General features: G+C 71.4%; 13 protein-coding genes. 4 read left to right on the top strand and 9 right to left on the bottom strand.

Features of this window, described 5'->3' with window-relative positions; all coding sequences use genetic code 11:
- Window positions 1-128 precede the first annotated feature (128 nt).
- The 4 genes from K8638_RS16405 to K8638_RS16420 form a co-directional block, all read right to left on the bottom strand.
- Window positions 129-827: a hypothetical protein gene (locus K8638_RS16405; RefSeq protein ID WP_223755473.1), complete on the bottom strand. Its 699-nt coding sequence runs from the start codon at window positions 825-827 to the stop codon at window positions 129-131.
- A 105-nt stretch (window positions 828-932) separates the two neighbouring features.
- Window positions 933-1,592, bottom strand: coding sequence for a hypothetical protein (locus K8638_RS16410; RefSeq protein ID WP_223755474.1), 660 nt, complete (start codon window positions 1,590-1,592; stop codon window positions 933-935).
- A gap of 152 nt (window positions 1,593-1,744) precedes the next feature.
- On the bottom strand, window positions 1,745-2,344 hold the full coding sequence (locus K8638_RS16415; protein ID WP_223755475.1) for a hypothetical protein: 600 nt from the start codon (window positions 2,342-2,344) through the stop codon (window positions 1,745-1,747).
- A 65-nt stretch (window positions 2,345-2,409) separates the two neighbouring features.
- On the bottom strand, window positions 2,410-3,090 hold the full coding sequence (locus tag K8638_RS16420; protein WP_223755476.1) for a hypothetical protein: 681 nt from the start codon (window positions 3,088-3,090) through the stop codon (window positions 2,410-2,412).
- 234 nt (window positions 3,091-3,324) lie between these two features.
- Here K8638_RS16420 and K8638_RS16425 point away from each other — a divergent pair, with 234 nt between their 5' ends.
- Together K8638_RS16425 and K8638_RS16430 are read left to right on the top strand one after the other, a co-directional pair.
- The gene (locus tag K8638_RS16425) at window positions 3,325-4,188 is read left to right on the top strand and encodes a deoxyribonuclease I (protein ID WP_223755477.1); all 864 of its coding nucleotides are present in this window, start codon (window positions 3,325-3,327) and stop codon (window positions 4,186-4,188) included.
- Window positions 4,185-5,981: a carboxypeptidase-like regulatory domain-containing protein gene (locus K8638_RS16430; RefSeq protein ID WP_223755478.1), complete on the top strand. Its 1,797-nt coding sequence runs from the start codon at window positions 4,185-4,187 to the stop codon at window positions 5,979-5,981. Before K8638_RS16425 ends, K8638_RS16430 begins: the two co-directional genes overlap by 4 nt.
- 41 nt (window positions 5,982-6,022) lie before the next feature.
- Here K8638_RS16430 and K8638_RS16435 read toward each other — a convergent pair whose 3' ends face one another.
- A complete protein-coding gene (locus tag K8638_RS16435; RefSeq protein ID WP_223755479.1) occupies window positions 6,023-6,619 on the bottom strand; it encodes a MarR family winged helix-turn-helix transcriptional regulator in 597 nt (198 codons plus the stop codon).
- 362 nt (window positions 6,620-6,981) lie between these two features.
- Between K8638_RS16435 and K8638_RS16440 the strand changes: the two genes are divergently transcribed.
- Window positions 6,982-7,737, top strand: coding sequence for a peptidoglycan-binding protein (locus K8638_RS16440; protein ID WP_223755480.1), 756 nt, complete (start codon window positions 6,982-6,984; stop codon window positions 7,735-7,737).
- An 18-nt stretch (window positions 7,738-7,755) separates the two neighbouring features.
- Here the strand turns inward: K8638_RS16440 and K8638_RS16445 are convergent, their stop codons facing one another.
- The 4 genes from K8638_RS16445 to K8638_RS16460 form a co-directional block, all read right to left on the bottom strand.
- A complete protein-coding gene (locus K8638_RS16445) occupies window positions 7,756-8,388 on the bottom strand; it encodes an EcsC family protein (RefSeq protein WP_223755481.1) in 633 nt (210 codons plus the stop codon).
- A 28-nt stretch (window positions 8,389-8,416) separates the two neighbouring features.
- Window positions 8,417-8,860, bottom strand: a complete 444-nt coding sequence (locus K8638_RS16450; protein WP_223755482.1) for a hypothetical protein — start codon at window positions 8,858-8,860, stop codon at window positions 8,417-8,419.
- Between the two features lie 93 nt (window positions 8,861-8,953).
- Window positions 8,954-9,346, bottom strand: coding sequence for an aspartate 1-decarboxylase (gene panD, locus K8638_RS16455; RefSeq protein ID WP_223755483.1), 393 nt, complete (start codon window positions 9,344-9,346; stop codon window positions 8,954-8,956).
- Between the two features lie 103 nt (window positions 9,347-9,449).
- Window positions 9,450-10,292 (bottom strand): LEA type 2 family protein, encoded by an 843-nt coding sequence (locus K8638_RS16460; RefSeq protein WP_223755484.1) that lies wholly within the window; start codon window positions 10,290-10,292, stop codon window positions 9,450-9,452.
- Between the two features lie 101 nt (window positions 10,293-10,393).
- Between K8638_RS16460 and K8638_RS16465 the strand changes: the two genes are divergently transcribed.
- Entirely contained in the window at window positions 10,394-11,917 is a 1,524-nt protein-coding gene (locus tag K8638_RS16465; RefSeq protein WP_223755485.1) for an alpha/beta hydrolase, read from the top strand.

Raw genomic sequence — 11,917 nt, forward strand, 5'->3', positions numbered from 1 at the left:
TACTTCCTCCAGGAGGAGCGCTGGCGGCGAGCGTCAGCAGGGGACAGGAGCAGCGGCGCCGGAGCGCCCTCGCATGGCAGGGCGCCCCGGCGGAACGGGCCGTCAGGCCCGGGGGATGCTGCGACCGGCTAGCAGTTGAAGATGGCCGGGTCGTTGTCGTTGCAGTCGAAGCGCCGGTTGACGTAGCCGGACGGCGGCTCGCAGGCGGTGAGGATGGAGTTGGTGCTGGTGCCGTAGGTGTCGCCGTCCGCGTCGCGGTACCAGCGGACGCGGTTCTCATCCAGGTACTCCGTCACCAGGCGGACCTGGTTCCCGGTGGCGGGGCCCATGGCCAGGATGTACGTGCTGCCCACGGTCAGGTCGTACGTCACCGCCTTCGACAGCCCGCAACTCGAGGTGATGGCCTCGTCGATGCCGGGCGTCACGGTGGTGCCGCCGGAGGTCAGCAGCGTGAAGGTCGCCGCGGGGTCCAGGTAGAAGGTGATGGACTCCGTGGTGTCACCCGCGGTGGTGGCGGAGGGAACGAACGTCACCGAGCCCTCGGCGCCGGACGGCAGGGTGAGGGTGTAGTGCTTGTGCTTCGTGCTCACGCCCGGCGCGCTGGTGCTGCGCGTGGCGCTGGCCGTCACGTTCAGGTTGTCCGCGCTGTTGTTGTAGTGGACGCACGCGTGGTCCGTCATGGAGGTGTCGTCCACCGACGTGCAGTTGGCGGGCAGCTCCTGCTCCACCTGCGCGTAGGACTCCAGCTCGGCCTCGTCCATGGGACCGCAGGCCGCCAGCGACAGGCCCAGCAGCGCGCTCCAGAGATTCCGCTTCGTCAGCTTCATGTGGGGGATTCCTTTCGATGCCGCCATGGCTTCGCGGCCCCGCATTGATTGCTTAAGCGCAACTGAGTTGCAATAACCGCTCGGGTTGTCTCCCTGTGCGCGCGGTCAGGGCAGGTGCTCGATGACCATGCCCAGCTCGGGCAGCGGCGTGGGGCCGAGGGTGAGCGTGTACTGGACGCGGTCCGTCAGCTCGTAGCCCACCATGTGCTTGAGTCCGTCGCAGTGGTTGTCGGTGGCGCGGGTGCCGGCCGGTGTCAGCGTCGTCTGCACGGCGGTCTCCACCAGGGTGACGGGGACGTCCGGAGTGCCGAGGTAGATGACGAAGTTGCCGGTGGCGAAGGCCTTGTAGCTGAAGGTGCCCACGTACTGGCCGCCCTCCTGCCGGAGCTTCACCGTGTAGTACGTGTGGAAGTCGTCCACGCGGGGCAGGCGGCTGGTGGAGGCGGTGACGGTGACGAAGGGCCCGTTGGTGACATGCCAGCAGGCGTGCTCGCCGTTGTCGCCGAAGCTGAAGCCCTCGCTGGGGACGTAGCCGGGGTCCGTCTCGCACGCGAGGCCTTCCGCCGTGGCCCGGTAGCCCTTGTTGCAGTGGCACCAGTCACCCGTGGGCTCGCGGTGGACGTGGCCGTTGGGCGCGCAGGGGTCCGACGACTGCGCGGGGTCCTCCGGCTGGGGAGGTTCGATGGGGGCGGGGTCGTCACCGCCACAGGCGGCGAGCGCCATGGCACACGCGGCCAGGGCAAGGACGTGGAGGGAAGGGCGCATGGCGGCTCTTCCTATCCGGGGCGTGGGCCTAAATGCAACTTTGATGCATTAGTGTCTTGGTGTCCTTTGTGGAAATGAAAAGCCCGCGGGAGGCTGTTCCGCCCGCGGGCCCTGTCCCTGGCGCGGTGCGCCGGGGTTTCAGGAGGTGACGGCTACCCCTCGGTGTGGTCGTGGGCGGCTTCCTCGATGACGAGCGTGAACTGGGCGTTCTGCTCGAGCAGGGCGAGGAACTGGAGGTGGTACTCCACGCCGGCCTCGACGTCCGCGAGGATGCCGGTCTTCAGGCTGCCGCACACGGTGGAGGGCACGTCGTAGCGGCACTCGCGGGCAATCTCGGCGCCGGTGGCGGCGTCGTAGATGCGCAGGCCGCGCTGGCGCGACACGAGGAAGGCAAGCTCGCCGGACTCCTCGGGGATGAAGGCGACGCGGCCGCCCCAGCCGCAGTAGTTCGTCTCCGGCAGGGTGATGTTGTAGGCGGTGTGGGGAAGGCTGACGTCCACGAGCACGGGCGCGCCCAGGGCGGCGGCCGTGATGGACTCGAAGGGACCGAAGTCCGAGTGGACGCAGGCGTGCTCGGCCACCTCGGCCAGCTCCACCGGGTCGCAGGCGGCGAGCAGTCCCTGCTCCTGGGTGGAGAGGGAGGCCTCGGAGGTGGGCTCGGAGGTCTCCGAGGCGGGGGCGCCGCAGCCGGCGAACAGGGCCGCCGCGCCGGAGGCGAGCAGGGTCTTCTTGAACAGGTGCCAGGTCTTCATGGGGTGTTTGCTCCTCGGTGGGACTGCTGGGGGACTGCCGGTACGACAGGTGTGGAGGCCGGGCCTCAGGGCGCGTCCGGGCGCAGGACGACCCACGAGGTGACGACCTCGCCCGAGGGCAGGCGCTCGGGCGGAAGCTGCAGGTGCGCGCCGGCGGTGCCGAGCCGCAGCGCGGCGGTGCGCTGGAAGGACGCCTCGAAGGAAGCGGCGTCCGGGAAGGTGACGCGCGCGACGCAGCCGGCGGCGAAGCAGCGCGCGGGCTCGGCCCGCACGGGCAGCACCTCTTCCTCTACGCGGGTGCGCCAGGTGTCCAGCGCGGCCCGCGCGTCCTCCGTCCAGGGCTCGCTGCTGCCCCCCGTGGCCGCCAGCTCCGCGAGCACCGCGCCCCGGCGCGCCTCGGGCGTGGCGTGCTCACCGCGCAGGGCCTTCACCACGCGCAGGCGCGTCTCCGAGGGCTTGCGGCGCGCGCGAGCCGGGAGGGCGTCGGAGGGCGGAGCGGCCTCGGGAGGCGCCGCCGCGATGGTGCCGGGCTCTGGCGGGGTGGGGATGGGGCCGGCGGTGGCCTCGGCTGGGAGGGGCGTACTCTCGTCCGAGGCGCGCCACTCCTGGGACGCCGGAGTCACTTCCAGCGCCACGGGTGTGAGCTTCTCCCGTGCCAAGGGCTCCAGCGGGCGGTGAAGCCAGGCCACCGCGAGGCCGGCCAGCACGAGGCCGGTGCCTCCCACGCTCCAGATGACTCTGCTCACGAAGTCCCTCTCCCTCTGCCGCGCGCCGGAAGCCGGTGCGTGCGCCGTGGTGGACGTGTGTCGGGTGAGGCTGAATATGCAACTCAGATCTAAAAGTAATCAAGTTGCATTTACGGCGCGTGGTTGTCGCGCGCCGCGTCCACGGTGGTTTCTTGCGTTTCGAGAACGTCGATTGCCTGTAACGCGTCGAATCCACTAGGAAGCGCGCCACGTCCCCCACTTCGAGGTTCCCGAATGAGACTGACGTCCTTGCTGCTGCGCGCGGTGGTGCTGGTCGCTCTCGCTGTCCCCACGCTGGCGCAGGCGGGCTCGTACCTGCGCGTGGTGAGCTGGAACCTGCGTCACGAGGGGTGGACGGACGAGCAGACGTACCTGGATGACGCGAAGCAGCTCTGGAACCAGTACGGCTCGAACAGCACCTCCAACAACGGGTGTGACCTGGTGTTCCTGCAGGAGGTGATGAACACCAACGTGATGCCGGCGATTGCCCAGGCGCTCACGCAGGTGTCCGGGGTGTCGTGGAGCTACGCGCAGACGCCGCTCATCGGCCGCTCCTCGTACAAGGAGATGTACGCGGTGCTGTACCGGACGGACACGGTGTCGCTGCTGTCTTCCACGGTGTACAGCGACTCGGGCGACAACTTCGAGCGCGAGCCTCAAATCGTGAAGGTGCGGCACACCCCCACGGGCGCGGACTACACCTTCATCAACTGGCACGCCATCTGGGGCACCGCGGCCGAGCGCGACGTGGAGGTGCGCAACATCGACACCGTGTTCAAGTCGGTGCAGGACGGCAGCGGGAGCGACCAGGACGTCATCCTGGTGGGTGACCACAACATGGCCTGCACCGGGGCCTCGTGGGACGAGCTGAAGGCGCTGTCTCCAGCGGTGTCGTGCCGGCTGGACGTGGCGACCACCCTCAACAGCAGCGGCAGCTACGTGAGCGCGTACGACCACTTCTGGACGCAGAGCACGTACGTCACGGAGTTCTCCGCCGCCGGCCGGGACTACATCGCGAATACGGCTGACTTCGCGGCGCGGATTTCGGACCACGCGCCCGTCTACCTGACCCTGTACTCCAGCAGCGACACGGATTGAGCCGCTCGGGCCGCGCAGTGGAGTGGAGGCTGGCCGCCGCGCTGGCGGTGGCCGGGCTCGCCGTGGCGTGGTGGCTCTGGCCTCGTGCGCCCGAGGTGGACCCGGCGCTCGCGCGTTCCGCCGCCATCGCCGTGCCGGAGGCCGTGGTGCCGGAGCCTCCGGCTCCCGAAGTTCCGGCGCGCGAGGGCGCGCATGGGCCGAGGCTGCACGCGGTGCTGGAAGGGGAGCGTCCGTTCCAGGGGGAGGCGCGCGTGGGCGCGGCGTTCGTCTCCGAGGACGACCGGCTCGCATGGGAGGCGGCGCGGCGCGAGGGCGGTGGAGGTGCCGGGCCCTCGCGGCTGGAGGACCTGGCGAACGTGGCGGAGTGGCGGACGGCGGCGGTGACGCCGATGGCCTCGGGCGGGACGCTGGGGCCGGAGTTGGTGCCCGCGGCGCCGCGCTATCGGGTGCTGGCGTGGGAGCCGGACGGGACGTTCTGGTGGGGAGACGTGGTGCCGGGAGAGGTGCCGGCGTCAGGGGGCATCGACGCGGGCGTGCTTCGCGCGCGGCGGCCCACGGGCGTCCGGGTGCGGTTGGTGGGCGCGCGGCCGGAGCACGGGCCGTTCTCCCTCCGGATGGAGCGCGTGGTGGACGCGGACGCTCGGGCCGTCGAGCGCGCGAGTGAGCTGTGGCCCGTCGTCCAGCATGTGGCCCCGGCCGTGGCGGCGGCGTTGCGGGATGGCACGCCGCTGCCGCTCTCGTCGGGATGGCCCGCCGTCCGGCACGAGGGCCCGGCTGCGGCGACGCCGGCGAGGGACGGCACGCCGCTGCCGCTCTCCTCGGGGGAAGACACGCTGCTGCTGCCGCTGCTTCCGGACCCGGGGGTGCGGTTGTGGTTGCGGAGCGCCTCGGGACAGGAGGGCACGCCGGTGGAGGTGCCACTGCGCGAGGGGCGCGTGGAGACGGTGGTGCTGGACGTGGACGCGCTCTTCCCGGGCGGCGTGGGCGGCACGGTGACGCTGCGCGGGCGCGTGCTGCTGGAGGGCACGGCGAAGCCCCCACCCGGTGCGCGGCTGCTGGGGCCGGACGGTGAGGCGCTGGCGCTGGAGCCGGATGGGCGCTTCACCGCGCCGGGGCTGCCTTCGTGGCGCCCGTCGCGCTTCTCGGTCCAGGTGGAGCCTCCGGCTTCGGGACGCCCCGTGGCGCCGGCCCATTGGGAATTCGAGGTCACGCCCGCGGCCGGCGCGGAAGCGACGTGGCGGGTGCCGCTGTTCCGATGGCTGGTGCTGCGCATGGACGGCTTCACCCGCGCACAGCTCGAGGCGCGTTCACGGAGGCCCTATCCGGTGTTCCTCCTGCAACGACTGGAGGCCGAGGGGCGCTGGCTCACGCACTCCGCGGACGCCTTCATCGAGGAGGAGGGCGGGGTGGCCGTGTCGCTCCTCCAGCCCGGGACGTACCGTGTGCTCGCAGCGGCCTCACCGTACGAGGTCTACGCCAGCACGTCCGTGGAGCATCACGGAGATGGCGCGGAGCGCTTCGTCACCGTCCGAGTCGATGACGGCGGCGCGCAGTGCGAGGTGCGCGTCACGTCGGCGGGAGCGCCGGTGTACGGAGCGCGTGTCATCAGTGCCAGCACCCTGGGCTCGCTGCCGCCCGCGCGTGGCCGCACGGACGCGGAGGGGCGCTGGCGGCTGGGCCGCGTGCGAGCCGATTCGCTCCACCTGGAAGTGGAGGCGGAGGGACGTCCCCCGTGGGCAGGAGACGCCGCCGCGGCCTGCCGGGAGTCGGGCGTGGTGGAGGTGCGGCTGTAGCCGCGCGCATCCTTATATAAGGATGCGCGCGGCTGGAGAGGTCAGGCCGCGTTGGCGGTGATGGCGGAAGGCTCGGCGCGCGCGAGCATGGGACGCGGGGCGTGGGGCCGCGCCTCCGCTACGGCCGTCTCCGCGGCGTCCGTGTCGGGCTCCTCGGCGGTGGCCAGCTCCTCGGCGCGGTTCCGGCAGCCTATCGCCTCCACCCACTTCTCCAGCATGTCCATCAGCTCGCTGCGCTGCTCCCCCCCGAGCGGCAGCAGCAGCTTCGCCATGCGCTCCTGCACCACGGAGTCCGCCTGCTCCGCCAGGGCGCGGCCCTGCTCGGTGAGGCGCACCCGCACGCGCCGGCGGTCATGGCGCACGGAGCGCTCGCGCCGCACGAGCTGCGCGTCCTCCAGCCGGTCCAGCAGCCGGCTCAGGCGGGGCATGGCGATGCCCCCCAGGCGGTCGGCGAGCACATTCACGGGGAGGAGGCTCTCCGCCTTCAGCCACCAGAGGGCCTGGACCTCCATCGGGTCCAGCTCGGGGTGAGGCAGCGAGCTCAGGGGGCTGTTGAGCGAGCCGCAGCGCGCCATGTCGATGATGAGATTCCGCAACCTCGCGACCTGCACCCGCACTTCCATCGAGAGTTCGGACATCTTCTCGTCTCCGTCACCCGGGCACCGTGTCCACTCCGGCCGAGGAGCGCCGGCGTCCCGTCATCGATGGGGCAAACGCCCCGCCTGGAAACCACAACGTCCGGGGCCGCGAGGCATATCGGACCCGTCTGAATTCTCCTGACGCGTGCACCCCATTCCCGGGCCCCGTCCCCTTCCCGGGATGCCCGGAGTCGCGGCCAGGGGGCTCGCCGTGACGGCGGTGTTCACCGGGAGTCAGGGCCGGGGCGGGGAAGGGCCCAGCGGGGGGGCGAGGCGTTGGCGGTCCGGCATGTCTCCGCCCTGACGCCCGGCGTGCTCCCGGGTGGGACAGCCCTAACGTTGGGGGAAGGGGGCGGCACACCATGGCGCGCACGTTGGGCCTGGGGGACACGGGGCCCGAGGTCCAGCGGCTGCAAGAGCTGCTCACGCAGCGGGGCTACCCCGTGGTCGCGGACGGCGACTTCGGGGAGGCGACGCACACGGCCCTGCTCCGCTTCCAGGCGCAGCACCTGGACTCCCATGGCCAGCCGTTGGAGGTGGATGGCCGCGTGGGGCCGGACACGTGGTGGAGCCTGGCGCACCCCAGGCCCTTCCTCTTCCATCCGCCGGCCATCGACTTCACCCAGATGCCGCTCCCCGAGCTGGGCGGCAGCGCGCGCGGGCGGCATGCGCTGGCCATGGCCCTCGGCGAGCTGAAGGCGGGCGCGGGCGAGGAGGGCGGGTACGGCAGGGGCCCCTGGGTGCGCAAGTATCTGAATGGCCAGGCGCCCGAGGGCAGCCATTGGTGCGCCGGCTTTGTGAGCTGGTGCTTCTGGCAGGACCCGGACGGCCCGCCCTTTCCCTATACCGTCAGCGCGCGGAGGCTCTTCGGAGAGCTGGGCCAGCGCGGCTGGGCCCACCTGTCCGGGGAGCGCTACACGCCCGAGCCCGGGGACCTCGTCGTCTGGTCGCGGGCGGACTCGGACGCCTCGGAGGACCACGTCGGGCTGGTGCACCACGTGGCGTACGGGATGCTCTACACGGTGGAGGGCAACCACGGCCCGCGCGTGCAGGGCTTCAGCTACGTGCTCACCCACCTGGACCGGCTGCTGGGTTATGCGCAGGTGCCCGGGCCGTGACGGGCCCTGCTGGCGCCGTCAGCCGCCGCTGGCCTTCTGCCGCTGGGCCTTCGCCTTGGCGTGCGCCTTGTCGAAGCCCTCGTAGAAGCGCACGGCCTGCTCGCCCACCATCTGGATGTGCTGGTTGTTGAAGTAGGCGGTGATGGGCGCGGCCACCAGCGGCATGGCGCGCCCCAGCGTCTGCAGGCCGCCCTTCTCCAGCGCCATGGCCGCCAGCTTCCCCAGCACCTTGGGCCCCGCCCGGTGCAGCGGGCCCAGTCCGTTGGCGTAGCCGAAGAGGTCCAGCATCTCCCCGCGGGCGCGCTCCGTCTTGAGGTTCACCTTGTAGAGCGTGGCCACATCCGTGAGCAGCACGAGCTGCAGGTACGTCATGAAGAGCAGGTCCGCCGGCAGCGCCACGAGGCCGAAGACGCCGCTCACGCCGCCCACCATGCTGGCGAAGTTCTTCTTGTCGTCGATGAGGCGCTGGGCCAGCTCCTTCGGCGGGGAGTTCGGGTAGCGCTTCTCCAGCTCCGCCACCCGCACCCGGGCGCGGCCCACCTCTCCCAGCACCACGTCCGACAGCCGCGCCGAGCCGAGCTTCTTCAGCTCGCCCGGGGTCAGCTTCCTCATGAAGGCCAGGCGCTCGGCCACGCTGTCGTAGAGGCCCATCCGTTACCCTCCTCGTGCTGCCTGCCCTCTAATAACCCCGCTCGGACAGGTAGAGGTCCACCAGCGCGCCCTCTTCGTACCAGGCGTGCCGCATCTCCACGTTGAACCAGCGCGAGTCCGGCTTCGCCCCGCGCACCTCCAGCTTCACCTGGTTGGGAGACGTGTCGATGACGGCCCCGCGCGCCAGGCACGCGGCGCCCGGCTCCTCGCCGTAGCCCCCCTCCAGGCACACCTCGTCACCCACCGACAGCCGGCGCGTGTACTCGGTGGCCAGGTACTTCGCCTCGTCGCAGGCCTCGCGCACGCCGGACCGGCCATGGGCCACGCAGCGGTCCTCCGGCGGCGCCTTCACGACGGGGATGGCCCCGTAGAGGGGGTCTTCATCGTTGGGGTTGGGACGCAACGAGCCAACGGCCGAACATCCCGAGAGCACCAGCGCCAGCGCGCCGGCCGCCGCCCACATCCGCCTCATCGTATCGACGCCTCCGGGGCCTGCCGCCCCTCCTATAAGGATGGGCGGAGCATGGCAAAAGGCGCCGGGTGGGGCAAAGCGGTGGGAAGGCCCTCAGGCCGAGCGGCGCTGGGGGCCCGGAATCTCTTCCGTCAGCCCGGGGACGATGCGGTTCTTCCCGTCCACGAACACCACGGTGGGCTTCCACCCGGCCAGCTCCGACTCCTCCACCTCGGCGAAGGTGGCCAGGATGACCAGGTCACCGGGCTGGTTGAGGTGCGCGGCGGCGCCGTTGATGCAGATGACGCCGCTGCCGGGAGGGCCCTCCAGGGCGTACGTCTCCAGACGCGTGCCCCGGGTGACGTTCCACACGGCCACCTTCTCGTAGGGGAGGATGTCCGCGGCCCGCAGCAGGTCCCGGTCGATGGTGACCGAGCCCTCATAGTCCAGGTCGGCCTGGGTGACGGTCGCGCGGTGGATCTTTGACTTGAAGAGAATGCGGCGCATGTCGGCGGCCCGGGACTCCTGAAGTGACGCACCACGGTAACGTCAAGGGAGCCCCGGGACAACTCCGGGGTTCACTTCTCCCCGCCTGGATTGCAAGCAGGCGTCACTTCACGAAATTCACGAGCTGACTGAGGTTCAGCGGCACGGACTGGTCGTCCGAGGTGAGCTTTCCGTCCAGGCGGACCTGGGCGTTGCCCCCCGAGCGCAGGGCCATGGCCGCCGAGGCGGCGCGCGCGAAGTTGATGGTCAACGGCAGCGTCACCTGCTTGGAGCCGCTGCCGTCCAGCATGCCCAGGCTGCCTGTGGACAGGGTGCCCACATCCGCCCCGGCCACCTTGAGTGCGCCCGTGATTCCGGCCACCGGCAGCGGGAAGCTGTTGCGGTTCTTGATTTCGAGCGGGAACTCCACGGTGGCGCCGCTGAGGGTGATGTTCTTGATGCGGGGGGCCTGGAAGGCGACCTGCGGAATCTTGGGCACCTCGAAGGTGCCTTCCTTGGACAGGGGGAAGTCGATGACGCCGATGGGCGTCTTGATGCCCACGGTGCCCTGGGCCTTGAAGGCGGCGCGGTCCTTGTTGAGGAACGTCTCCACCACGGGGACGATGTCCGCGAACTTCACGTTGGCGGGGAAGACGAGCTCGCTCTTGCCGTTGGCCTTGAGGTTCAGGCCCTTCTTCGGCTTGCCCGCGACGACCTGCTTCCCCTCGACGAAGAAGGCGTAGTCGACGGAGGCGAGGTCCAGGCCGAAGCCGTTGGGGTTGCTCACCTCGTAGACGAGGTTGACGGTGGCGTCGGACAGGGACGCGTCCGCCAGCCGCGCCGTCTTGAAGGTGACGGTGGGCTTCTTGAAGGCCCCCTTCAGGAGGTTCTGGAGGGCGGCGCAGCCGCTCAGCGTGGTGAGGGAGAGGACGGCCAGGACGAGGAGGGCGCGTTTCATCTTGGGCATGGGCGTATCACCGGACGCGCCATTCTGGCTCGGGATTCAATGGCGCGGCACGGGTGTACCCCAGCGGCGGGCGGATGGTATGTGGCGGACCTCCCCGCACCATGACGGAGGCACCCTTGCCCGGGGCCCGGACACACATCCCCTCCCTTGCTCCGCCCCGCGTGGAACGCTGGGTCCGGCTGGCCCTGGGGCTTGCCCTGCTGGTGCTGGCGGCCTGTACCCGGGGTGGGTCCTCCGCCTCGGGCGGGCGGAAGCTGGCCCTCGCCCCCTGCCGCCTGGAGGGGCTGGCCAGCCAGGCGCAGTGTGGGACGTACGAGGTGTTCGAGGACCGGGCCGCGAAGTCCGGGAGGAAGATTCCCCTGCGCGTGGTGGTGGTGCCGGCGCTGGCCGCGCAGCCGGAGCCGGACCCGCTGGTGCTGTTGGCGGGAGGCCCGGGGCAGGCGGCGTCGCGCGTGCAGGTGCTGCTCGCGCTGGAGCGCATCCGCCGCAAGCGCGACATCGTCCTGGTGGACCAGCGTGGCACCGGGGACTCGAACCCGCTGGAGTGTGAGCCGCACCCGCTGGAGGCGGGGCTGGCGGCGCGCTTCGACGACACGGGCGCGGCGGAGCGGGTGCGCCGGTGCCGCGAGGGCTGGGCCGCGGACGTGCGCCACTACACCACGCCCATCGCCATGGACGACCTGGACGAGGTGCGCGCGGCGCTGGGCTACGAGAAGGTGAACCTCTGGGGCGTGTCCTACGGCACGCGCGCGGCGCTGGTGTACATGCGCCAGCACCCGGAGCGGGTGCGCACCGCGATTCTGGACGGCGTGGCGCCCATGAGCCTGTACCTGCCGCTGAACGCGCCCCACGACGGGCAGCAGGCGCTGGAGAAGCTGCTGGCCCACTGCGGGAAGGACGCGGCGTGCGCGAAGGCGTACCCGGACTTGCGGCCCCGCACGGAGGCGCTGCTGGCGAGGCTGGAGGCGGAGCCGGCGCGCGTCCGAGTGCCGCACCCGCGCACGGGCGTGCCGGAGGACCTCGTCCTGTCGCGCCGGGCCTTCCTGTCCGAGCTGTTCAGCCTCCTCTACAGCCCCGAGGTGGCCTCGCTGGTGCCGCTGATGCTGGACCGGGCGGAGCGCGGCGAGTGGGCCCCCTTCGTGGCGCTCAGCGTGGGCCTGCTGGAGGGCCAGCGAAGCACGGTGAGTCATGGCCTCTACTACGCCGTCGTCTGCGCGGAGGACGCGCCCTCCTTCGACAGGGCGGCGGTGGAGCGCGAGGCGAAGGGCACCTGGTTCGGCCCGGACATGGGGCTCGAGACGCTCTCCGTCTGCGAGGGCTGGCCGCGCGCGACGCTGCCACCGGGCTACCGCGAGCCGGTGGTGTCGGACGTGCCCACGTTGCTGCTGTCGGGGGAGCTGGACCCGGTGACGCCGCCCGCGTGGGCCGAGGAGGCAAAGCGCACGCTCTCCCGGAGCCTGCACGTGGTGGTGCCCGGGGTGGGCCACAACACGGTGGGCGCGGACTGCGCGCGCACGCTGATGGGCGAGTTGCTGGAGCGCGGGAGCGTGGAGGGCCTGTCGCCCTCGTGCGGCCCGCTCTCCCGTCCTCCCTTCTTCACGTCCTTCGCCGGCCCGGTGCCTTGA

Source organism: Myxococcus sp. RHSTA-1-4, assembly GCF_020037125.1.
Classification (GTDB): Bacteria; Myxococcota; Myxococcia; order Myxococcales; family Myxococcaceae; genus Myxococcus.